General features: G+C 33.4%; 21 protein-coding genes. 5 read left to right on the top strand and 16 right to left on the bottom strand.

Going from position 1 to position 24319, the window contains the following annotated elements:
* Window positions 1-33: 33 nt before the first annotated feature.
* The 6 genes from J2X17_RS06730 to J2X17_RS06705 all read right to left on the bottom strand — a co-directional run bounded on the left by J2X17_RS06730 (window position 34) and on the right by J2X17_RS06705 (window position 8577).
* On the bottom strand, window positions 34-2025 hold the full coding sequence (locus J2X17_RS06730; RefSeq protein ID WP_310295896.1) for a DUF349 domain-containing protein: 1992 nt from the start codon (window positions 2023-2025) through the stop codon (window positions 34-36).
* Window positions 2026-2299: 274 nt separating this feature from the next.
* The gene (locus tag J2X17_RS06725; RefSeq protein WP_310295894.1) at window positions 2300-3049 is read right to left on the bottom strand and encodes a lipid A phosphoethanolamine transferase; all 750 of its coding nucleotides are present in this window, start codon (window positions 3047-3049) and stop codon (window positions 2300-2302) included.
* Window positions 3050-3117: 68 nt separating this feature from the next.
* Complete coding sequence (locus J2X17_RS06720) at window positions 3118-3867, bottom strand: shikimate dehydrogenase family protein (protein ID WP_310295892.1); 750 nt, start codon at window positions 3865-3867, stop codon at window positions 3118-3120.
* 2 nt (window positions 3868-3869) lie between these two features.
* Complete coding sequence (locus tag J2X17_RS06715; RefSeq protein WP_310295890.1) at window positions 3870-5264, bottom strand: tetratricopeptide repeat protein; 1395 nt, start codon at window positions 5262-5264, stop codon at window positions 3870-3872.
* 326 nt (window positions 5265-5590) lie between these two features.
* Window positions 5591-6787, bottom strand: coding sequence for an aspartate aminotransferase family protein (locus J2X17_RS06710; protein WP_310295889.1), 1197 nt, complete (start codon window positions 6785-6787; stop codon window positions 5591-5593).
* Window positions 6788-6909: 122 nt separating this feature from the next.
* The gene (locus tag J2X17_RS06705) at window positions 6910-8577 is read right to left on the bottom strand and encodes an OstA-like protein (protein ID WP_310295887.1); all 1668 of its coding nucleotides are present in this window, start codon (window positions 8575-8577) and stop codon (window positions 6910-6912) included.
* A gap of 341 nt (window positions 8578-8918) precedes the next feature.
* Here J2X17_RS06705 and J2X17_RS06700 point away from each other — a divergent pair, with 341 nt between their 5' ends.
* Window positions 8919-10790, top strand: a complete 1872-nt coding sequence (locus tag J2X17_RS06700; protein WP_310295885.1) for an alpha-amylase family glycosyl hydrolase — start codon at window positions 8919-8921, stop codon at window positions 10788-10790.
* A gap of 116 nt (window positions 10791-10906) precedes the next feature.
* Here the strand turns inward: J2X17_RS06700 and J2X17_RS06695 are convergent, their stop codons facing one another.
* The 7 genes from J2X17_RS06695 to rsfS all read right to left on the bottom strand — a co-directional run bounded on the left by J2X17_RS06695 (window position 10907) and on the right by rsfS (window position 16535).
* Window positions 10907-11689, bottom strand: a complete 783-nt coding sequence (locus tag J2X17_RS06695; RefSeq protein WP_310295883.1) for a superoxide dismutase — start codon at window positions 11687-11689, stop codon at window positions 10907-10909.
* A gap of 8 nt (window positions 11690-11697) precedes the next feature.
* On the bottom strand, window positions 11698-11967 hold the full coding sequence (locus J2X17_RS06690) for an acyl-CoA-binding protein (protein WP_310295881.1): 270 nt from the start codon (window positions 11965-11967) through the stop codon (window positions 11698-11700).
* Window positions 11968-12621, bottom strand: a complete 654-nt coding sequence (locus tag J2X17_RS06685; RefSeq protein ID WP_310295879.1) for a phosphatidylserine decarboxylase family protein — start codon at window positions 12619-12621, stop codon at window positions 11968-11970.
* Complete coding sequence (locus J2X17_RS06680; protein ID WP_310295877.1) at window positions 12611-13501, bottom strand: phosphatidate cytidylyltransferase; 891 nt, start codon at window positions 13499-13501, stop codon at window positions 12611-12613. The genes J2X17_RS06685 and J2X17_RS06680 overlap by 11 nt, the downstream gene beginning before the upstream one ends.
* Before the next feature lies 1 nt (window position 13502).
* Window positions 13503-14108, bottom strand: a complete 606-nt coding sequence (locus J2X17_RS06675) for a lactate utilization protein B/C (RefSeq protein WP_310295875.1) — start codon at window positions 14106-14108, stop codon at window positions 13503-13505.
* A gap of 114 nt (window positions 14109-14222) precedes the next feature.
* The gene (gene ftsH, locus J2X17_RS06670; protein ID WP_310295873.1) at window positions 14223-16148 is read right to left on the bottom strand and encodes an ATP-dependent zinc metalloprotease FtsH; all 1926 of its coding nucleotides are present in this window, start codon (window positions 16146-16148) and stop codon (window positions 14223-14225) included.
* Between the two features lie 15 nt (window positions 16149-16163).
* Window positions 16164-16535, bottom strand: a complete 372-nt coding sequence (rsfS, locus tag J2X17_RS06665; protein WP_007809313.1) for a ribosome silencing factor — start codon at window positions 16533-16535, stop codon at window positions 16164-16166.
* A 93-nt stretch (window positions 16536-16628) separates the two neighbouring features.
* Between rsfS and J2X17_RS06660 the strand changes: the two genes are divergently transcribed.
* Window positions 16629-17369 carry a biotin--[acetyl-CoA-carboxylase] ligase gene (locus J2X17_RS06660; protein ID WP_310295870.1) on the top strand — a complete coding sequence of 247 codons (741 nt, stop codon included), beginning with the start codon at window positions 16629-16631 and terminating at the stop codon, window positions 17367-17369.
* A 192-nt stretch (window positions 17370-17561) separates the two neighbouring features.
* Here J2X17_RS06660 and J2X17_RS06655 read toward each other — a convergent pair whose 3' ends face one another.
* Complete coding sequence (locus J2X17_RS06655) at window positions 17562-17954, bottom strand: SRPBCC family protein (protein WP_310295869.1); 393 nt, start codon at window positions 17952-17954, stop codon at window positions 17562-17564.
* Window positions 17955-18091: 137 nt separating this feature from the next.
* Window positions 18092-18736, bottom strand: a complete 645-nt coding sequence (pyrE, locus tag J2X17_RS06650; protein WP_310295867.1) for an orotate phosphoribosyltransferase — start codon at window positions 18734-18736, stop codon at window positions 18092-18094.
* A 7-nt stretch (window positions 18737-18743) separates the two neighbouring features.
* Between pyrE and J2X17_RS06645 the strand changes: the two genes are divergently transcribed.
* Entirely contained in the window at window positions 18744-19355 is a 612-nt protein-coding gene (locus J2X17_RS06645; protein ID WP_310295865.1) for an NUDIX hydrolase, read from the top strand.
* A gap of 640 nt (window positions 19356-19995) precedes the next feature.
* Here the strand turns inward: J2X17_RS06645 and J2X17_RS06640 are convergent.
* Window positions 19996-21723, bottom strand: coding sequence for a M14 family metallopeptidase (locus J2X17_RS06640; protein ID WP_310295863.1), 1728 nt, complete (start codon window positions 21721-21723; stop codon window positions 19996-19998).
* A gap of 338 nt (window positions 21724-22061) precedes the next feature.
* On the opposite strand from J2X17_RS06640, the gene J2X17_RS06635 reads away from it, so the two are divergent.
* Together J2X17_RS06635 and J2X17_RS06630 are read left to right on the top strand one after the other, a co-directional pair.
* Window positions 22062-23411 carry a DEAD/DEAH box helicase gene (locus tag J2X17_RS06635; RefSeq protein ID WP_310295862.1) on the top strand — a complete coding sequence of 450 codons (1350 nt, stop codon included), beginning with the start codon at window positions 22062-22064 and terminating at the stop codon, window positions 23409-23411.
* Window positions 23412-23757: 346 nt separating this feature from the next.
* A complete protein-coding gene (locus J2X17_RS06630; RefSeq protein ID WP_310295861.1) occupies window positions 23758-24204 on the top strand; it encodes a hypothetical protein in 447 nt (148 codons plus the stop codon).
* The last annotated feature ends 115 nt before the right edge of the window (window positions 24205-24319 follow it).

The raw sequence follows: 24319 nt of genomic DNA, 5'->3' as shown, positions 1-24319 counted from the left end.
ACCTTTCTGGTTTTTTTAGCTTAAAATTAAATCTTATTCCTGATTTAAATTACGTAATTGCTTCAATTTGTCTTTCCATACGTCAAGACTTTCTTTGTGAATTGCAATGTTTTTACGAACTTCCAGAACAATTGAATTTTCTTTCTTAGCGTTTTTAGTATTTGTAAAAAACTGAATGTTATTTTCTAATTGAAAGATTTCATTTTGAACTTCTTCAATCTTACGCATTAAGAAAATCTTTTCATTATCTAGCTTACGAGTATCGTTACTTTCTGATAAAGAATCGATTCTGTTAGAAAAACGCATCATTTCAGTTTCTTTCTTGCTTAAACTTAGTTTTTCAAAAAGAGCATCTAAAATTTTATTGAATTTCCCTTCAATATGACGTCTTGAAAATGGTACTTTTCCAAATCCTTTCCAGTTTTCAATATGCAATTTAATAGCGTCTAGATCTGTTTTGTGATCGCCTGTTAACTGATAAGCTCTTAAGATATCCAAATACGCTTTTTTATTATCAAAAGCAGCTACTTCGTCACCGTTTTCCTCGGATTTGTGCTCTTTTAATTTATTGAAATAATGGTTACACGCATCTTTAAATTCTTTCCAGATTTTATCTGAATATTTTTTAGGAACATGACCAATTTGTTTCCACTCTTCCTGAATTTGCTTCATTATTGGAGTAGTAGCGCCAAAATCAGTACTTTCCTGTAGTTCTTTTGCTTTGGCAACAAGAGCCATTTTTTTGTTTAAATTGTCGTTTTGATCTTTTTTAATGTCTTTGTAAAATGAATTTTTAAAAGAATTAAAGTTTCTAACGGCAGTTTTAAAAGCAGCCCAGGTATCTTCGTTAACTTCAGATGGAACTTTTCCGGCAGCAAAAAACTCATTTCTCAATGCTTCTACTTTTTGTATTTGCACAAGCCATTGCGAGTGCGAGCCCACTTTTTCAGTAGCTAAAACTTCAAGTGTAGCAATGATTCCTTTTTTAACTTCAAGGTTTTTTTGCTCGCTTGCCCTTTGGCTTTCAAACAAAAGTTCTCTTTTGTCGTGGATTTTTTTAGTCAGTTCACTGAATTTATTCCAGATTGCATCTCGATGTTCCTTAGAAACGGGCCCGATGTCTTCTTTCCAGATTCTGTGTAAATCCTGTAGTTCGCGGAATGCTTTGCTTATGTCAGTTTCGTTTACCAATTCTTCAACACGTGCAATTATTTTTTGTTTTTGATCTAAATTATATTTAAAATCAAGATCTCTGGCTTCACGGTCTAAATGCAGATAATCATAGAAATTTTCTACATGAAAATGGTAATTATTCCAAACGTGATTGTATTTGTCTTTTGGGATTGCTCCGGCATTTTTCCATCTTTCTCTTAAATCATTAAAATGTTTAAGTGTGTCTTTGATGTTTTCCTGCGGGTTTATAAGTTCTTTTAGTTCTTCAACAATAGCAAGTCGATTCTCTAAATTTGATTTTAAATTGGTTTGCAAATGTTTAAAATGTGCATTCCTTTTTTCTCTGAAAATATTATAATATTCATCAAATTTAGATTTTAGTGGAGAATGATATTCAAATTCTTCATTAGGATCTTGTTTTGAAGCGTTAAATTCCTCTTTTTTCTCCTCTATAAGATGATTGAATTGTAGTAAAAATGATTTTTTAATTTCTTCTATATGATCTTTTACAGACATTACTTTATCTGTATTGACTAGTTTTTTTAATTCATCAACAAGCGCATCTAACGAAAAAGTATCATAATCCTGCATAGGAATGTCATGACGCTCTTTTAGTGTTTCATCTTCACTTTCTTCAGCATTTGAATTTGTTATAGCGTCAAGTGCAGTTTGATGATTGGTTTCTGCCACTTCTCCCGTACTTTCTATTTCATTTTCAGTAAGTGAAATTTCATTTTCCGGCACTGTTTCAGTAACCGATGTTTCAATTGCATCATTTTGTGTAGAATCGCTAATTTCGATTCCTGATTTTCCGTCTGCATCTTGCAGGTTATCATTCTTTTCTTCTAACATCTTAAATGTATAAGGTTTTTATTTTAAACATTGCGAAAGATAGTAAAGGTGTTTCTAAATACAAAATAATTCCCTTATTTATAACAGAATTCACGATAAAATTCTTATTTTATATAATCATATTGTACATATCATATAAAGTTTTAAATCTTTATTTAAAGTAAATGTAAATTGAATATGAATAATCAAATTAGTAAAATGTTGAATAATTTTAGGTTATATTGAAAGGAGCCTGGTTTTTAATAGCATTGTATAGTATTGTTTAAGAATAAAACTAAAATAAAATCAGAACACCGCCTTCTATACCAAAATTATATGTTTTATCTCCACCAAACGCAACACTTGGATGAATATAGACCAGATTAGTAGGTGTTATTCTTCTGCCATACTCTATGTATGCATTATTTTGATACCCATTTAGCGTATTATTATATCGCAATGCAACATCACCTGCAACCCAGTTTTTACCAAAAAAATGAAAAAATACACTTTCAAGAACGGCAATGCTAATATCGTTACGTTGACTTGAACCGGCAAAACTTTGTTGGTATTCAAAGGAAGAAATCCATAGATATTTTTTGTCATTAAAATATCTACCATAAAAAAAGGCAGGCATCACGACCCATTTTCCGGATCCAAAAGCCGGATCTGATGCAGAATTAGCATAAACTCTTGTTCTGACTGCAATACCCTGACTGTTTTTCATAAAAGGTATATAACTAATACCCATACCAACATCTCCAAGTCCTGTTTTGTTTGTGTCATTAGTATTGGCGGATATTATAGGAAGATCAAATCTTAAATTCCATGCTTTGCTGCCTATAGGTACTAAACCACGTACCTGCGTGGTATTAAAGGAACCATTATCTGTATCCAGATATTCGTTGAAAAAAAGTAAAGTTTGCAGATAATATCGAAATCGAGGTTCTGTAAATGGAATTTTTTCTTCCACTTCTGTACCTTGTGCATTCGAAGATAAAATTCCTAGAAGAACAAAAATATAGAGTAAATATGTCTTTTTCATAACTATCTATTAATGAGTAGTCTAAGTTACGAAAATTACTTTAACATTTTATTGGCTCTCGTTTTTTTTTATTTATTCCAGATTTTCCAGGCTTTTTCTGCCTGAAAAATAAGCATGTCATAACCATTTTTGGTAATTGCTCCGTTTTTTTTAGCATTCTTCATAAACTGAGTTTCCGCCGGATTGTAGATTAAATCGTATGCAATGTGCTTATCAGTAAAAAATTCGTAAGGCAAATCAGGACAGGCTTCAATATTAGGACTTGTGCCAACTGGGGTACAATTGATTATGATTTGAAAATTATCAAAAGTGGTGGCATTGATTAAGTTATAATCAATAATGTTTTCTTTTGCTTCTCTAGAAACGAAAGTATAGGGAATGTTAAGTTCATCAAGTGCAAATGCTACACCTTTTGATGCGCCGCCAGTTCCTAAAATAAGTGCTTTTTTGTGGTGAGGTTCCAATAATGGCTTTAATGATTTTTTAAAGCCATAATAATCAGTATTGTATCCTTTTAGCTTTCCGTTTTTGGTAAATTTAATGGTATTTACAGCACCTATCAAGGCTGCTTTTTTTGAAAGTTTATCTAAAAAAGGAATCACTTGTTCCTTATACGGAATAGTAACATTTAATCCTTTTAGATCCGGATTGTTTTTAATCAGTCCTTTAAAATGATTGATTTCAGAAATATCAAAATTTTCGTAGCTATTGCCGGCAAAAACTTCGTCGCTAAATTTTTCGGTAAAATATCCTTTGGAAAATGAGTAACTAATATTACGACCTAATAAACCAAAACGTCTTCTTAAAATATCAATCATTATTATTTTCTATGTTTTTCAATATAATTTTTAACCATTTTTTTTGCCCAAACAACCGGAAATAAATCTTCAATTAAAATATAATTGTCAAAGTTTAAACGTAATGCATTGCTTAAGTGGAATTTTGCTTTCGTATTATCCTGAATCATAAAATATAATCCCGCCAGACGATATTCGATTTCATTTTCTTCAGGAAAGTATTCAGTAGCTTGTAACAAGGTTTGAATTGCACTTTCGAATTCGCCTAGAAATTGCAAAATATCAACCCAAAACAACCAGGTGTCTAAGGCATAATCACCAAATTCAACCGCTTTTCTGTACCCAAATTCTGCTTCCTCAAAAAAGTTCATTTGTTTATTGATCGTCGCGTAACGTTTCCAATACAAGCGATTTTGATTGTCAATTGCTAATGCTTTGTTGACAAAAAATAATGCTTTTTGAAAGTTTTTCTGACGAACATAAAAGTCGGTAATAGCAATCCATCCTTTATCTAAAAGAGGATCTTCGTGTACGGTTTGGTTGTAATATTGAAGTGCTTTTACAGCATTTCCTAGTTTTTCATAACATTTTCCGATACGCAATAAAGCGTACGATGTAGCATCGTCAAGTTCAATCGTACGATTGTAGCTTTCGATTGCTTCACTGTATTTTTTAAGGCGTTCGTACGCTTTTGCTTTTTCCATGAAAGCGCCTAAAAACTCATCGTCGATTAGGGTTGCATAGTCAAAAGCACGAATAGCATTTTCGTATTCTTTTACGCCATAATGTAAGCGTCCAAGCTGATGCCATGCAATCTCGCTATATGGGTTTTTGTTGATATAATCGTTTAGATAGACGATAGCTTCCTGATTTTGATCTAAAAATTCAAAACAGTACACCACGTTGTATAACGCAGATTGATCTTCTAGATCTTCTTCAAGACATTTAATAAAACTGTCTTTTGCCATCTCAAGGTTATCCATGAAAAGATATTCCATACCAATCAAGTTGTACACGTCAGCATAATCGTCAGTATATTGCAAAGCAATTTTAAGCAATTGTACTGCTTTTTCGTGTTGATCTCTTTTGGAACAGATATTGGCTTTTTGGATGTAGATTTCCTCGTTGTTAGGTTCAATTGCATACAACTCATTCAAAAGCTTTTCAGCGATTTCGAGTTTGTCGTCGTAAACCAGCATTTCTACTTGTACTAATTTTAAGCCTGTAGATTTTGGATGTTGGTCTAATGCAAGTTTTAAGGCCTTTTTTGCTAAATTAGCCTTGCCTATGTCTAAATAATGAAGAATAATTTCTTCGAATTCTTCAGAATCAAAAAAGAGTACTTTGTTAGTTTTTAACATGGACTCAAATTTGGATAGGGATAGGTTATAATCTTCTTCTTCGTTGCTTAATTGCATACTGTGTTTTTTTGAAATTAGCCTGTTATAAATTTAGGCAACCATATTATTGTTGTGGGGAAAGGAAATTAATTGTTTTGAACAATTTAATTAACAATATGGACAGAATTCAAGTTCTGTTTTTAATCATAATCTTCTGATATTTAAAAGATTATTTTGTTATTATTCTAATTTTATTTTTAATGGAGACCCTTGTACTGATTACTTCACTTTGCTTTTATATGCGGAGTTCAGTGAACTTCGTTTGCAGCGATATCCTTTTATTTTTTCTTTAAAGAATAAAATATAAAGCGTCCCGAAACTTCGGGAGCAGTAAATAGCTCCTATTATGCTTGTTGTTCTTTTTTCATGATTTCATCCATAACGTTTAAAATTATGGCACAGCCTTCTTTTATTTCTTCTTCAGAAATAGTTAATGGAGGTGTGATTCGTATAGCGCATCCTTCAAACAGTAACCAGAACAAAATCAATCCTTTATCCTGACAATTTAAAATAACCTGATTGGTTATTTCGGCAGTTTCGGTCATTGCGGCAAGCATTAATCCTTTTCCTCTAACTTCCTTTATCAAAGGGTGTACCAAAAGCGATCTGAAGAGTTTTTCTTTCTCTAAGGCTTCCTGCATTAAGTTAGTCTCAGTTAATTCCTGCAAAGTAGCTAAACAGGCTGACGCAATGACAGGATGACCTCCAAAAGTGGTAATATGTCCTAGTTTTGGATTTTCAGTCAGCAGATCCATTTTTTCGGCAGATGCAGTAAAAGCACCTACAGGCATTCCACCTCCCATTCCTTTTCCCATTACGACAATATCTGGAACGACATCGTAGTTTTGAAAACCGAAAAGCTTACCCGTTCTTCCAAATCCTGGCTGAATTTCATCAACAATCATCATGGTCCCAACTTCGTCGCAACGTTTGCGCACTTTTTGAAGAAAATTGTCCTGAGGCTGAATAAATCCTGCACCGCCCTGAATTGTTTCTAAAAGAATTGCAGCAGTTTTATTGGTTATTTTTTGTAAATCTTCTTCATTATTAAAAGTGATAAAATCAACATCTGGAAGCAAAGGGCGAAAAGCTTGCTTGCGTTCTTCAAATCCCATAACACTCATTGAGCCCATAGTATTGCCATGATAAGCGTTATGACAAGAAATAAGCTGACTTCTTCCAGTTGTTCTTTTTGCTAATTTAAGAGCGCCTTCGATAGCTTCGGTACCTGAATTAACTAAATAGGTTTTATTTAAAGATTCCGGCAGAAGTGAAGCAAGTAATTTGCAATATTGAACAGCAGGACTTTGCGAATATTCGCCATAAACCATTACATGTGAATATTTGTCTAATTGATCTTTTATAGCCTGATTGACTCTCGGATGCTGATGCCCGAGTGTACAAGCGGATACGCCTGCAACAAAATCTAAATATTTTTTATTGTTTGTGTCGTAAATATAGGAGCCAACGGCATGCGAAACTTCCATTCCGAGTGGGTATGGAGATGTCTGCGCCTGGTATTTTATAAAATCTGGATTCATTTTTTTGAGGTTCTAAAGAACTAAGTTTCTAGGGTTCTGAGTTTAGTCTCAGTCCCAGTCGCAGTTTTCAGTCTCAGTCGTAGTCTTCATACGGACTGAAAACTGCGACTGAGACTAAAAAACTACTTTTTAGTTTTTGTTTTAGTAGCACTTGTTGTTACTGCTGGTTTCTTTTTGTCGTAATTCAAAGTTTCCTTCCGGACTTTCATAGGAACGTCTTTGTTTTTAGCTTCATCGTCTTTTCCTTCCTGAATTAATTTATCGTTCATTTCATTGTCTTCTGTGGTAAAAATATCATCTTTCGATTTTATTCTTTCGTCACCACGCCAGATAAAACCTCGTAATTTACGGGCATTTTCAGGTAAATCCTCTTCGGGATATAGGTCGCCATCTACATTATTGAAGAATGTAATTTCTTCTATGTTATTATTCTCTAGAATAAGACTGATCTTACTACTAACACTTTTATTAATTCCAACAAGCTCATTTTCGCTATTTCGCGGAAAATAAATAACTTCTGTATTTTTTATAATGTCAACATCATGCAATTTTCCTTCCTTGAATTTTCCATATAAATTAAGCCCTTTTACCTGATTATATCCTGCTCCGAGTGTATCTCGCGAGATTATAAATGTATTATTGAGAACTTTTAGTGAGTCTATTTTTTTTGTCGTATTATCGCCGATAAGATGCATAACATCGCCCGTAATTTGATTTTCGTCACTCCAAAGAATCGGATTTCCTATCAATTTTGTCAAGGCTGTTTTAGAGTTTGAATGAATTGAATCGCATTTTCCGCTCATGTCGGTTTTATAAAAACGAACATTATTATATGCTCTCAAAATTCTCTCACCTTCTTTTCCAGTTACCATTAATTTTTTTCCGTGAATATAAACGGAATCATTCTCTACAAAGTTAATAGCAACAGCTCTTTTGGTAACAAACATCGAATCTTTTAATTTGTAAACTTCAGCATAATGTCCTTTTACAATTCCACGATTAATAGAATCGGTGATTTTTACATTTCGCGTTGCCGATGCAAATTCTATATTCCGATTATAATATAAACTGTCTCCTTCAATGAGTCGATCGTCGTATTTGATATAGGATTTTCTGAGAAAATGCGCGAGGTTTTTCTTAGTGTCATAAAAACCTTTTTCTGTATAAATATAGTTGGCTTTACTTGTAATCGTTGATGGACCCAATAAATAGGTGTGTCCGGAATTGCTGTAATAATCTAAATGATTTGATTTTACAACATATTTAGGATTCGTTAGTGTTACTTCGGTCAAAAACAGGAACTTTTTTTGGGCTACATAATAGCGTCCTGATTTGCTTACTAGTGTATTGTCTTTATTTATGATCGTACCCTTTGTATTGTAAAACACCTCCTGAACATTACGGTCAAAATTGATTGTGTCGGTTTGTAAGGTTGCATCAGGGGAAGTCATAACTGCATTTCCGGTCGCAAAGGCTTTTTTTACATTCCCGTTATATTCCGCATATTTACTGTTTAAGAATAAGGTATCACCTTGAACCAGCTGCACATTACCAAATGCTTTAAGATAATTTTCCTTTTGAAAGAAATATGCTTTGTTGCAAGTTAGTACAACACCATCATGATTTACTTTAACATTTCCTGTCAGTAAAAGGGCATCTGGCATTAGTACTTGATCGACATCAGAAAAATCGGCATTTTCTACAATAATTTTTTTAGGCTCTTGTGCAAAAACGCTTTGAACACTTAAAAGCAGCAAACAGTAAGATATGAAAAAGAGTGATTTCTTCAATTGATTAAATTTTTGTCAAATTTATGAAAAAGGTTACAACCTTTATGGATATTAGGATTAATTTATAAATTCATTTTATTAGGTTCAAAGGTTCAGAGTGGCAAAGGTTCAAAGGTTTTTTAAATTCTTCGAATTTTTCATACTTCTTTGTAACCTTGAACCTTATTGAAGTTATCAACAAAACAAATTACTCATTCGTTGTAGTTTGATTTTTTAATTGATTTTGAAACAAAATCGAGTGAGTTTCTTTTTGAATTTTAAAAATTAGACTAAATTTAAAAAATGGTTTCAATTTTTGGATTTAATTCTAAAGGTTAGAAAGAAGTCAGTTTATTAGAATTATGATGCATAAAAAAATTTTCGTTGTGGGAATAGCTGCAACGATGCTGTTTTCAGCATGTAAAACAAAAGATTTAAGAATGAATACAGCAAACGAAAACACTTCAGGTGATAAAAAAATTGTAGTGTATCAGGTTTTTACACGCCTATTTGGAAATAAAAATACAACCAATAAACCTTGGGGAACCATTGAGGAAAACGGCGTTGGAAAATTCGACGATTTTACTGATAAAGCCCTTCATGAAATTAAGGATTTAGGGGTAACTTATATTTGGTACACCGGAGTTCCTCATCATGCGTTGGTTCGTGATTACACAGCTTACGGAATTTCAAATGATGATCCCGAAGTAGTAAAAGGAAGGGCGGGATCGCCCTATGCGGTAAAAGATTATTATAATGTAAATCCAGATTTGGCGGTTAATCCGGCGAATCGTTTACAGGAATTTGAAACTTTGATCGCTCGTACGCACAAAGCAGGTCTGAAACTTATTATTGATATTGTGCCAAATCATATCGCCAGAAAATATGAAGGGAAAAATAACCCTGAAGGTGTAAGAGATTTTGGAGCAGATGATGACGTAAGCGTTGAGTATAAGAGAAATAACAATTTTTATTATATTCCTAAAGCACATTTTGAAATTCCAGATGGAGATATTCCATTAAATGGCGAAAAAAATCCAATGGTTGATGGTTTTTTTGATGAAAATCCGGCAAAATGGACAGGCAATGGATCGCGAAAAGTTAAACCGGACCAAAATGACTGGTATGAAACGGTTAAAGTAAATTACGGAATTCGTCCTGATGGTTCTAAGGATTTTCCTGAACTTCCGGCCGGATTCGATCAAAAATCATATCAGGAACATTTTGCTTTTTGGCAGGATAAAGATGTTCCGGATTCCTGGAAAAAATTCAAATCTATCGCTTTATACTGGACTGCTAAAGGTGTTGACGGCTTTAGATACGATATGGCAGAAATGGTTCCTTACGAATTTTGGAGCTATATGAATTCGGCAATCAAAATGAAAAACCCAAACGCTTTTTTATTGGCTGAAGTTTATAACCCGAATGAATATCGTAATTATATCCGTTTAGGAAAAATGGATTATTTGTATGATAAAGTTGAGACATATGATAAATTGAAAGATGTTATTCGCGGAAAATCTTCTCCGGATGGATTGTCAGACATTCAAAAAGGAATGGGCGATATTGAACATCATATGCTTCATTTTTTAGACAATCATGATGAGCAGCGTTTAGCAAGTCCTGAATTTGCGGGAACTCCAGAAAGGGGGAAACCTTTAATGGTGGTTTCGACGACAATTAGCACATCACCAACAATGGTTTATTTTGGACAGGAAGTAGGAGAGGCCGGAAATGAGAACGCAGGTTTCGGAACGCGTTCCAGAACTTCTATTTTTGATTATATTGGAGTTCCAAATCATCAGCGATGGATGAATGAAGGTAAATTTGATGGAGGAAAATTATCAGAATCAGAAAAAAGCTTGCGAGACTTTTACAAGCGATTATTGAATTTTTCGATTAATAGTTCAGCCCTGATGGGAAGTTTTCAGGAAATTCAATCGGTCAATCGTCAGAATAATATTGGCTATGATGAATTAATTTATTCGTATGCCCGTTGGTCTGAAAATCAAAAACTAATTATCGTTGTCAATTTCTCTTCTGAAAAAACAAGTGAATTTGATTTAAAAATTCCTGCTGATATTATTTCAAAATGGAATTTAAAAGATGGAGAATATCAATTAACTGATCAGTTATATAAAAGCAATTCAGTTACATTCAAAGTAAAGGACGGAGAAGGAATAACAAGAATTAAAATATTACCTTCAGAATCATTTATTTACGAATTGAAATAGGATCTCGTCAGCATGGTCGCCACGAGACTTCGGGAGAGAACCAGGTATTTCGACCTCGCTCAATGTGAAACAAGCACTATAAAAAAAGCTGATACATCGTATCAGCTTTTTTTGTTTTATACTTTTTTGACTTTCTTCAAAGCCTGTATGTAGTTTTCGTTTACTTTTTCCCAATTAATGTGTTTGTAAAAAGCATCTATATAAGTTCCTTTTCTGTTTTGATAATCAAGGTAATAAGCATGTTCCCATAAATCAATTCCCATTATTGGAGTTCCCGGAATCAATGCATTTTTCATTAATGGATTATCCTGATCACCTGTAAGTGTTACTTGAAGTTTTCCATATCTGTCAACGACTAACCAAACCCATCCCGATCCAAATTGTTTTGTAGCCATAGCTTTGAATTGGTTCGTTAGATTGTTAAAAGAACCAAATTCTTTATTTATGGAACCTGCTAAAGTATCTTTTGGGGTTTGCTCTTTTGGTGTCAAAAGATTAAAATACATGGTATGATTATAATATCCACCGGCATTTTGGCGAAGTTTAGCGTTCATAAGGTCCATTTTTTTCAGGATATCCTCAATCGGCATGTTTTCATATTCAGTCGAAACAATTTCCTTGTTGAAATTATTCGTGTAGGTAACATAATGTTTCGAATAATGTGTTTCTAAAGTAAGAGATTTAATATCAGGCGCTAATCCGTCATAAGCAAAAGGCAGTTTTGTCAGCTCAAATGAACCTGGGTCAGCTTTTACATCGTCAGGTGATCCGATTGTTATTTTTTCTTCCTTTGTTGGCAAAGGAACTTCGACAACTTCAGTCAGTTTATTGCTGTCATTACAAGAAAATAAAATAAAAAATGAAGCACAAATAGTCAAACGTATGATGTTTTTCTTCATAATAGATATTATTTTGATGTTAGGGAATTAATGATTTCGATATAATTTTCTTTTGCTTCGTCGACTGATAGATGACTAATCTGCATCCATGCATTTGTTTTAAATGCATCGCGTAAATCAAAATTTTCAGATTGATTATAAACTGCTGTCCCAAATGTAGCCTGCTTGTAATAGGCATAAAGTCTTAGCTGCACATCTTGCGGCAATGAGGCCTGAGTCATTTTTAAAGCGGTTTCTACGGCCTCTGAAAAACGAGTATCTAAATCTTTTTCGGTCATTTATGCTTTTGTAGCGATAATGGTTTTTCCACCAATTGCTTTTTGGTTTAATACTACATTAATTGGAGTACCTAAAGGTAAAAATAAATCTACTCTTGAACCAAATTTTATAAAACCAGCATCAGTTCCCTGAATTACCTGCATTCCTTCTTGTGCATAATTTACAATTCTACGCGCTAAAGCACCGGCAATTTGTCTGTATAGTATTTGTCCAAAAGTATCATTTTCAATTACAACCGTAGTTCTTTCGTTTTCTTCGCTTGCTTTTGGATGCCATGCTACCAAGAATTTTCCTGGATGGTATTTACTGAATTTTATAATCCCGTCCATTGCGTAGCGCGTTACGTGAACGTTAATTGGTGACATAAAAATAGAAACCTGTAAACGTTTGTCTTTAAAAAATTCACCTTCATAAACTTCTTCAATAACCACAACTTTTCCGTCAACAGGAGCAAGTATGTGATCGCTGTTTCTTACCGCAATTCTTTTTGGGTTTCTAAAAAATTGTAAAATGATAATCAAAACCAATACACCTGCTATTTGCACAAGTATTCTCAGCCAATTAATATCAATGAATTTCTCAGCAATTAAAAGTACAGCTACAGTAAATACAGTACCTAATAAAATGGATGGGCCTCCTTCTTTATGAAACATAATATAAAATTTGATAAAATAAAAATATAATTGGTGCTACAAATATAACACTATCTAATCGATCTAGAATACCTCCGTGGCCAGGCATTATGGCGCCGCTGTCTTTTACGCCGGCAATTCTTTTAAATTTTGATTCAATCAAATCTCCAATTGTTCCAAAAACACTAACAATCAAGGCAATAATCGTCCAGATAAGAATAGATTTATTGCTGAACTCAGGATTAGGCTGAATGTATAATTTAGAAATTAGAAAACCTGCAAAAGCAGCGAATAGCATCCCACCAACGAATCCTTCAATAGTTTTTTTAGGTGAAACACGTTCGAATAATTTATGTTTTCCCATAGATTTTCCAACCAGATAGGCAAAAGTATCGTTGGTCCAGATCAAAATAAATAAGCCAAGAATAATTTTTGGATTGTAATCATTGGTACCAAAAGAAATTTTAACAATAAATATAAATGGAAGTGTAATGTATCCTAATAAATATAAGTATTTTGATGAAGTGCTGACTTTTTGAATATTGTCATAAAATAAAAATAAAATACATTTAATTGATACAACAATAGTGACAGCAAGCAAAATTAGATCTAATTGCTGAACATTGACATTTAAATTTAAGCTTGAATTTAAGTTGTCGTTCAAAAATGCAGTAGTCTGTTTGTTGTAGTGACTAATTAATAAAATTGTCGAGTATAACAAAATCCCAAAAAGAATTGAAAAGATTTTATTGAGGTTGACTAAATTGCAAAATTCGTAAATCGTAATTATTAAAAAAAGACCAAAAAGAATGATAAAGCTTTCAGTAGAAAACAGAATGGAAGTTAATAATAAAGCAATATAAACAGCACCAGAAATGGTTCTCTTGAGTGTTTCGTTCATCTTAAAGATCTTCTAAAAGCAATAAATAAAGGTTTTTAGCGACACTTCCGTATTGCGTAAAATCTTCTTCTTTCGCTTTTTCGAAATATTTTATTGTAGTAATATTGGTAGGGTAGTCTCTTTCGTATTTACGTTTGATAGCACTCAATCCATCACTTTTAATCGAAAGAATTTGGCTTGTTGTGGCTATAATGACAATATTTGCCGGTAGTTCGTTTGGTTTGTCTTGTCTAATCTGTTTAGATGAAAACAAAATAGAACCCTCATCCGCAATTAGGTTTTCACAGCTTGCCAAAAGAAATTTTGGTTTTACCGGAGCTTTGTAAAGTAATTTATTCTCTTCTAATAAATGAAAAAGACCAGGTTCGTAACATAAAACTTCGCTCTCAAACCAATCGTTTTCTTCTAAAATGTTTTCAAATTGTTCCGCAACTTCCTGTTTATTTTCACAATACAAAAATTTACCGCCATTTTTCTTGAAATTGAAAATGAATTGTTCATCGATTGATAAATGACTATTCTGAATTGGACTTGCTCCATATTCACTTTCATTTACTTCATCAGAAGCGGCGTCGCTAGAACCAAATATTTTTTTGAAAAAATTCATTTTATATGAAATACTTTACATGTTAATTGAAAACGTTCAAAGATAAAAAAATCTTAATTCAAAAGCCTGTTTTGAATTAAGATTTTAAAAAATATTACATATTTATGAAATTATTTACGAAACAACTTCTTCCAGATTTTTGTCAAAAGTACGTTTTCCGAAAATTGTTTCTAAGTCATCTTTGAAAATAACTTCTTTTTCAATTAAGATATCGGCAAGCTGATTTAACTTGTCTTTGTTTTCTTCTAAAATTTGAATGGCTCTTTGGTACTGACCTTCAATTAATTCTGAAATTTCTTTATCAATAACTTTTGCAGTTTCATCAGAATACGGCTTAGAGAAGTTGTATTCGCTTTGTCCGCTTGAATCATAATAAGTAACATTTCCGATTTTTTCATTCAAACCGTAAATTGTTACCATAGCACGGGCCTGACGAGTAACTTTTTCTAAATCACTTAATGCTCCGGTCGAAATTCTGTCGAAAGTTACTTTTTCAGCTGCTCTTCCTCCCATTGTAGCACACATTTCGTCTAACATTTGATCTGTTCTAACGATTTGTCTTTCTTCTGGTAAGTACCATGCAGCTCCTAAACTTTGCCCACGAGGAACGATTGTTACTTTGATAAGTGGTGCAGCATGCTCTAACATCCAGCTTACAGTTGCGTGTCCAGCTTCGTGAATTGCAATTGCTCTTTTTTCTTCCGGAGTTATAATTTTATTTTTCTTTTCTAAACCACCAATAATTCTGTCAACCGCATCAAGGAAATCTTGTTTGTCAACTGCGGTTTTGTTGTTACGGGCAGCAATTAAGGCCGCTTCGTTACAAACATTTGCTATATCAGCACCAGAAAAACCAGGAGTTTGTTTTGCTAAGAAATCTAAATCAAGACCTTCGATTTTTTTGATAGGAGCTAAGTGAACTTTAAAGATTTCAGCTCTTTCGCGAATGTCTGGTAAGTCAACAAAAATTTGTCTGTCAAAACGTCCGGCACGCATCAAAGCTTTGTCAAGAACATCCGCTCTATTGGTTGCAGCCAAAACAATTACGTTAGAATTTGTACCAAAACCATCCATTTCTGTTAATAATTGGTTCAAAGTATTTTCTCTCTCGTCGTTTCCGCCTGACATATTACTTTTTCCTCTTGCTCTACCAACAGCATCAATTTCATCAATGAAGATAATAGCAGGAGATTTTTCCTTAGCTTGTTTGAATAAATCACGAACACGTGAAGCACCAACTCCAACGAACATCTCAACAAAATCAGATCCTGATAATGAGAAGAAAGGCACCTGGGCTTCTCCAGCAACAGCTTTTGCAAGCAAAGTTTTACCAGTTCCCGGAGGTCCTACAAGTAAGGCTCCTTTAGGGATTTTACCTCCTAAGTTTGTATATTTTTCAGGGTTTTTCAGGAATTCTACAATTTCTTGTATTTCTTCTTTTGCACCTTCTAAACCTGCAACATCTTTAAATGTTGTTTTGATATCTGTTTTTTCATCAAATAACTTAGCTTTTGATTTTCCAATGTTGAAAATTTGCCCGCCACCGCCACCAGCGCCGCCTGACATTTTACGCATAATGAAAATCCATACACCAATAATAATGATGATTGGAAGCAAGCTGATTAAAATATCGCTCCAATTATTTTTCTGTAAAAAATTAAAATCTTTCAGTTTGCCTTCGCCAACTGCTTTTTCTAATTTAGTTTGAAAAATCTGGTCGTTACCAATTTCTAAAGTATAGTGAGGACCTTTATTTGGTCTTTCAAACATATCTTTAGCTACTTTTTTATTAGCTGCATCTTTAAGGGCAGCAGCAGTTAAATATACTTCAGCTTCAGCTTTATTGTATACAATTACTTTTTCAATCTGACCTTTTTCTAATAATGTATTGAATTTAGAAGAAGTTAATTGAGCTGGTTCTTGTAAGCTTGATCCCCCGGTTGCAAAACTGATAAATAAGAAAACTAAAAGTATTGCGGTATATATCAACCAAGGACTTATTTTAAATTTACTCGGATTTGGATTATTATCTTTAGCCATTAGAAAAAATTTTCTTTAGTATTTGTTTTCGATTGTAGTTATTTTGGCGTCACCCCAAAGGCTTTCGATATTATAGTATTCACGAATGTGTTTCTGGAAAACATGTACCACGATGTGCACATAATCCATAAGAACCCATTCCGCGTTATCGGTTCCTTCTACGTGCCAGGGTTTATCTTTAAGATCTTTGGATACTGTTTTTTGAATTGAGTTTACAATGGCGTTAACTTGGGTGTTAGAACTTCCGTTGCAAATGACAAAATAGTCACAAACAGCCGTGTCTATTTCTCTTAAGTCAAGAATATCGATATCATTTCCTTTTACTTCTTCAATCCCTTTGATTATGTTCGCCAATAGAACATCATTATTAATAGTCTTTTTCGCCATGAATTATTTTATATGAATTTGTAAAGTTACCAAAATTTGTGATTATTTTTGAACCTTAACAAAATATTAAATTAAGTTATTTAAATTACTTGAATGAAACTAATCAAACTCGATGCCATAGATTCTACAAATGAATTTCTTAAAGCATTATCTGCTCAGGATGAACTTGAGAATTTTACGGTGGTAACGGCTGAAAATCAGACAAAAGGCAAAGGGCAAATGGGGGCGAAGTGGCAGTCTGAAGCAGGTAAAAACTTAATTATGAGTGCCTTGGTCAAGGATTTCATTTTTGATAATGAACAGGTATTTAGTCTTAGTTTAATCACCGCTTTGTCTGTAATGGATGTATTAAAATCATTAGATATTTCTGATTTAAGTATAAAATGGCCTAACGACATAATGTCATACAATAAAAAGATCGGTGGCATATTAATTGAAAATACCATTAAAAGTGATGGCAGGATCGTGTCAGTAGTTGGATTAGGGCTCAATGTCAATCAGACTAATTTTGATGAGTTGCCATATGCTTCTTCGTTGGCAGTCATTTCAGGCAGAAATTTCGATAAAGATTCCTTGCCACAGTTAATCGTAGAAAAAATCAAAGAAAGAATCGATTTATGGGAAACCAATTCGGCGATTTTCTGGGATGAATATTTCAGTTCTTTGTTCCGAAAAGGAGTTCCAATGCCTTTTAAAAACCTTACTTCAAAAGGTTCAGCGGTAAATTTTATGGGAATTATTCAAGGAGTTTCTTCTGTCGGAAAAATCCAGATTTTACTTGAAGACGATTCTGTTTCGGAGTTTGATATTAAGGAGATTCAGATGCTTTATTGAGGAAGGTTCTAAGTTTCTGAGATGTTAAGGTTCTGAGGTTTTACGTAGAGGCGCACAGCAGTGCGTCTGGCTGGAGAGGTTAAAAACTTTGAGGCTTAGCGTCTTTGTGGCAAAAAAAAGCCCAATCGTAAGATCAGGCTTTTAAAATTTTATGTAATTGCGAATTAACAATTTACCATTTATAATTCACAATTATAATTTAGTCATATTAGTTGCTAGAGTTTCAATGAATTTGCTGATAGGTCCTTTGATCATCATCGCCATCATAGCGTTGAATTCACCGTCAAATTTTAATTGCACAGCGCTTTCAGAATCTGAAATACTTTCGATATCAGAAACCAAAGTAAAAGGAAGTTTATCACTTGCAGCTCCCAAAACAATTTTGCTTGGCGCTGTTTTGTCTTTCATTTTTAATTTTATTTCCGGCATACCTTTCAATCCAAAAATAAAAGCATCTTCGCCAATTACTTCAAATTTAGCAATGTTTTCAGGCATTAATTTTTCAAAATTCTTTACATCAGACAATAAATCAAATAAATCTTGAGCTGATTTCTGAACAGTAACTTTTGGACTTTCTAAGTTCATATTTTATTTTTATTTAAATAACGTTGTATTTTTTAACCGCAAAGTGCGCAAAGTTTTTTTTATATTGTAGATTTTACCTTGCTATAAAGTTCGCAAAGCTAAGTCGCAATCTAAAATCTAAAATCAACAATATAAAATTAATCCTGTCTCCAAGTCGATGGAATTGCATTCCATTCCTGTAAAGTAGATTGTTGTTCTTCAGTAATATATTGTTTTTGAACCGCTAAATCCAATAAATTCTCATAATTGCTTAGCGTATACAAATCAATATTAGCCCTTTTGAAGTTTTCTTCGGCAACACCAAAACCGTAAGTAAAAATTGCTGCCATTCCTTTAATATTGGCACCTTCGTTGCGTAAAGCTTCTACAGCCATCAAACTGCTGTTTCCGGTACTAATTAAATCTTCAACGACAACTACATTTTGACCTTTTTGCAAAAATCCTTCAACCTGGTTCTGTCTTCCGTGCTTTTTAGCTTCCGGACGCACATATACAAATGGCAATCCAAGGCTTTCGGCAACAAGAATTCCAATTCCAATAGCTCCGGTAGCAACTCCGGCAATGACATCTGGTTTCCCAAATTGTTTTTCTATATTTTTCGCAAACTCATCACGAACGTAATTTCGGATGATCGGAAATGAAAGAATTAACCTATTATCGCAATAAATAGGCGACTTCCATCCAGAAGCCCATGTAAAAGGATTTTCTGGATTCAATTTAATTGCATTTATTTGCAAAAGCAATTCGGCTGTTTTTTCGGCAGTATCTTTATTAAAAATCATAGTACAAATGTATAAAGTTTTTGTGAACGACAAACCACTTTTTTTGACAAATGAAATCTCAAGAGAGACTAATTTTCAATTATTCCTATTGGAGAGTATTGATATTGAGCAGCTTATAGTTAAAATTTTTCAAAATAAAATTCAAAAGGCTTATTTATATCACCCCGACGAGAAAGAAATTATGAAGACTCTCAAGGCTAAAATCCCTGTTAGTAAAGCAGGTGGAGGCTTTGTGTACAATAAAAAAGGCGAGGTTTTATTCATTTTCAGAAACGGAAAATGGGATTTGCCAAAAGGCGGAATCGAAAAAGGCGAGGAAATTGAAGATACGGCCATGCGCGAAGTCGAAGAAGAAACCGGTGTAGGCAAACTCCGAATCACAAATAAGCTCCAAAAAACCTATCACGTTTTCAAACGTAACGGAAAATACAAACTTAAAATCACGCATTGGTTCGAAATGCAATCTGATTTTGAGGGAACTCCACAAGGCCAAATCGAAGAAGGCATCGAAAAAGTAGCCTGGCTAAATCCTGATCAGATCAAGGAAGCATTGAAAAACTCTTATGAAAACATTAAATTGTTGTTTGAAGAAGAGAGTAAGATTTCTGTTGAAGAGTAGGGTAGAATCAAGATAGCGCTAGAAAATTATTCTGGGCGTGACACCATTAAAAAAAGGCCAATGAGCATTGTGTTCATTGGGCCTTTTTTTAATGGTGTCGGGCTATCCGCGCTACTTCGGTAGCTAGCTGCTATCCCTCACGCGAACTCATTTTCAAAAGCGCGTTTCAGTTTTTAGATTAATTTTCATTCTCCATTTATTCACAAATAAAGAAGATAAAAATCCACATAAAGTGAGCAGAATTAAAAATAGACTTCTTAAAGGTCTTTCATTAAATGCTGATAATGGTAAAATGCTAGTCAGAATTAAAAGCCAGAATGCAATCCAATACAAATTTCGTTTAAAAAATTCCAGATAAAAATTAAACGCAAGAATGCAGAGCATAAAAATAATTCCGGTTAAAAAAAGAGTCAACCCAAATCCAACTGATCTATGTTGTATTGGATAAAAATAGTTCAGGCTACTGTGGATGACTGCTAAAACAACAATTTGAATTACTGAAATTATTATTGGGCTTAGTATTTTTCTAATCATTTTTAATCCCTTTTTTGTTTACAAAGATTTTAAGGAACAGCTTTGCGATCTTAGAGTTTTTTCAACACACTAAAATAAAACTCCTTCGCGAACTTTGCGGTTAAATTTAAAGTAATCGATAAACAGGATACTGCAAATGCGCCTTTTCATAATAAACCGAATGTTTATAAATCCAGTTTAACTGAGCTTCAGCATTTTTTGCAAATTCACTGTCATTTTGTTTTTTGGTTTCTAATTCGGCTTTTAATTGAGGATTATCTTTCAAAAGTTTCGTAGCTGTGTCTTCAAAAACATAATCAGAATAGCCTTCTTTTTGCTGTAAAATAGGATCAAAGAAATTCCAGTTAAAAAACGAATCAACACCTTCGGGTTCAAAAGCTTCCAGTAAATATTTTACGCCTTTTTGGTTGGTTGGAACAAGGTAATCGCCTTTGGCGAAAGCCATTTTTACCATTTTAGAAGTTACAGTTGTATTTCGGTGTAAATAATGACCTTCGTAAGCATTCGGAACCGTTTTGAAATCGGCAATTCTATAACTTTCAACTTCAATGATTGTATCGTTTTTAAGCTGAGAATAGGTAATATTGTTGTTCTTTAAAAGATCGATAATATTCCAATAACCACGCGGAATGATATAAGCATACGGAATAACAACTTCTTTTTGTGATTTGAATTCTTTGATATAAGGTACATCTTTTTTGTACGGTTTGCTTCGGTCGTAATACAAACGATCTCCAGTTGTAGCATCGCTTTTTTTGTAACCTGCTTCATATCCTAAAAACGAAAAAGTCGTTGCTTTTGTGCTGTCCAATTCCCATTTTAAAGTATAAGATTTCTTAGGTTGATATTGTTCCAGATTTTTAACTCTCAACTCTTTTATTTTCTGATAATTGGCATCGGTAAAATCCAAAGTTGATTTCATGTATTCGTAGGTTACTTTTACACGATCGGCATATTTTTTTAGCATGTGCGTCTCAACAACAAAACCAATTGTATTGAATAATGAAGTGTAACCCGTTGTATAGCGCGGACTATCAACAAACTGCCCAAAACCTTTGTCCGGTGTATCCTTAAAAGAATCTACATAAGGTGTTGTTTCTATTTTCTTTTGCTGTAAATCTTTTACTAAAGCTGGCATCATGACATCATTCATGTAATGCCCCAAAACAGTTCCTAATTTATTATGCTGTGTCATAATATAGGTCAGTTTGTATTGGTAATCAGACCCATTACTTACGTGATTATCAATAAAAACGTCAGCATTTATTTTTTGGAAAATTTCAACAAAACTTTTTGTATTTCGAGTATCTGATTTCATTAAATCGCGATTCAAATCGTAGTTGCGGGCATTGCCTCGAAAACCGTAAACTTCAGGACCATCCTGATTGGCTCTTGTAGTTGAATTTCGGTTCAAAGCTCCTCCAATATTATAAACTGGAATACAAACCAAAACAGTATTTTTTGGCGCTTTTAGTTTACCAATAGCTAAATCTCTGTAAAATTGCATTGTAGCATCGATTCCGTCAGGCTCGCCGGCATGAATACCGTTATTGATAAAAAGTACCGCCTTGTTTTTCTGAATTTTATTAAAATCAAATTCCTTTTCCGGATTGTAAACAACCATGTGCAATGGTTCTCCAGAATCTGTCAGACCCATTTCCTTAATCTGAATTGTTGGAAAGTCGTTGGCTAAAAGTTTATAATAAGAAATTGTTTCAGCATACGAGGCGGATTGATTTCCGTTTCCTTTCTCAAAAAAAGTATCGTATTTTTTATTGTTTTGAGCAAAAATGGAAAGTGTGAAAAGTGAAATGATAACGGTAAAAAGTTTCATGAATCTGGGTTTTTAATAGGAATCAAATATAGAAAAAATTAGTTTCAAGTTTTTCTTGTTTCAAGTTTCAAGTTGAAATGAGAATAGGCAGCTTTGGCATTTACCAAAAAGTGCGCAAAGGTTTACGCAAAGTTCGCAAAGCTATATTCACAAAGCTTTGCGAACTTTGTGTTTGTCAACACATTCTAAACACAATCTATTAAAAAAACCTTTGTGAACTTTGCGGTAAAAATTATAGACAAAGTTTGGAAAACTTGAAACTTGAAACAAGAAAAACCTGACACGAGGCTTTTGCCGAATTGGCGTAGCAAACAATTTTTTTTACCTACTTTTGCAAAATGAATAAAAATCACCATTCCAATAACATACTTTCGAATTTAGGAATTGAGAGCCTAAACGAAATGCAAGAAGTAGCACAAGATGCTATTTTGAACGATAACAATGTTTTACTGCTTTCTCCAACAGGATCAGGAAAAACATTGGCTTTTTTGCTTCCGGTTTTAGAATTATTACAGCCTGAAATTCTTTCGGTTCAATGTTTAATTTTAGTGCCTTCGCGCGAATTAGGCTTGCAGATTGAGCAGGTTTGGAAAAAAATGGGAACCCAGTATAAAGTAAATATTTGCTATGGTGGACACTCCATTGATACTGAAATTAAGAATTTAAGTAATCCTCCGGCGGTTTTAATTGGAACGCCTGGCCGAATCGCCGATCATATTGACCGCGATACTTTTCGTACTGATAAAATTCAGACTTTAATTTTAGATGAATTTGACAAATCATTGCAATTAGGTTTCCATGAGCAAATGTCTTATATCATTGGGAAATTGACCAAATTAAACAAACGTGTTTTGGTTTCGGCGACTTCAGATATTGAAATCCCGAGATACACAAGAGTTGTGAATCCGACAGTTTTAGATTTTATTCCTGAGGAAGAAGAAAAAGCAAATCTTTCGATGAAAATGGTGGTTTCGCCAGCCAAAGATAAATTAGACAGTTTATTCAATTTGATTTGTTCTTTAAAATCGCAATCGGCAATTATCTTTTGTAATCATCGTGATGCGGCAGAGCGTATTAGTGACACTTTAAACGAAAAAGGAATTTATGCAACGTATTATCATGGCGGAATGGATCAGGATGAACGCGAGCGTGCTTTGATTCAATTTAGGAACGGAAGTATGAGTTATCTAATCACTACCGATTTAGCGGCACGTGGATTAGATATTCCGGAGATGAAACATGTTATTCATTATCATTTGCCCTTAAAAGAAGATGAATTTACGCATCGTAACGGTCGTACGGCTCGTATGCAGGCTTCTGGAACGGCTTATATTATCATCCACGAAAGTGAAAAGAAATTAGATTATATCGACTACGGAATGGATGTTTTAAAAGTTGATAACGCTACAACTTTACCAAAACCACCGGAATTTCAAACCATTTATATCAGTGGCGGAAAGAAAACAAAACTGAACAAAATTGACATCGTAGGTTTCTTTTCTCAAAAAGGAAAACTAGAAAAAGGTGATTTAGGTTTGATTGAAGTAAAAGATTTTATTTCGTTTGCTGCTGTAAAATTCAATAAAGTAAATGACTTGCTGAAAAACATCAAAGATGAAAAAATGAAAGGCAAGAAATTCAAAATTGAAGTTGCCCGTAAAGTGGTAAAGAAAGAGGAGGAAAGGTAAACTTTTTGTTTCAGGTTTGTGCTTTCAGGTTTTTTTGACGTAAATCCTTGTTTATTTTGTGAAGTTTATTCAGGTTTAGAAGTTCTTTTTGTAGTAAAAATTTTTCTTTTTTTGTACATTTTGAGACTTTCTAAATCGAGATTTTAAAGTGTTTTTATTGCTCTTTTAGAGTGCTGTAGATGGTTTAATTGATTGTTATTTAGGTGTTTATATGGTTATTACATGAGATTTAAATCAATTGTAAACAACATTCTTAATCTTTTGTTAATAAATTAACGGTATAGGTTTTAATAAATCATAATTTCTGCGTTTATTGTACTAGTAAATAATAAACCCCAAATTAATTATGAAAAGAATTATTACGATTGCCGTTTTATTGTTGAGTGTTGTCTCATTTGCACAAATTAAAGTTATCGAAACTGTTCCGGTCGAGAAGTTAGGAAAAGTAAATAACAACTACATTCAAAAAATTGGAGATGAATACACAGTGTACTATACAAGTATTCAAAACGATGATGAATCTTCAACTTTAAGAAAGTTTACATTCAAAAATGTGAACAATGATTACGCAAGTCTTTACAATATTATCATGAATGGTTTTGGTGCAAATCCGTTATATGATATCAAATTAGAGTTGCCAAACAATTATATCTGGTTGCATTACACAGGAAGTGTTATTCCTGAGAAAGCTACAGTTCAGTTTATGGTTTCAAGCAAAGAAGCATCTGCTGCAACAAGCAACATTTCTGAGCCATTTGTAAAAGATCAGATTAATAAATTATTCCAAAAATAATTTACTTTTAAAATACTAAAAAAGGCTATTCAGATTTGAATAGCCTTTTTTGTTTTGTTTCGAGTTTAAGGTTTCAAGTTTCAAGTTTCAGGTTTAAAAAAAACTTAGAACCTTA

It is taken from the genome of Flavobacterium aquidurense, assembly GCF_031458035.1.
Classification (GTDB): domain Bacteria; phylum Bacteroidota; class Bacteroidia; order Flavobacteriales; family Flavobacteriaceae; genus Flavobacterium; species Flavobacterium aquidurense_C.
The sequence above is the reverse complement of the archived record's forward strand: the minus strand, read 5'-3'. Positions and strand labels throughout refer to the sequence as shown.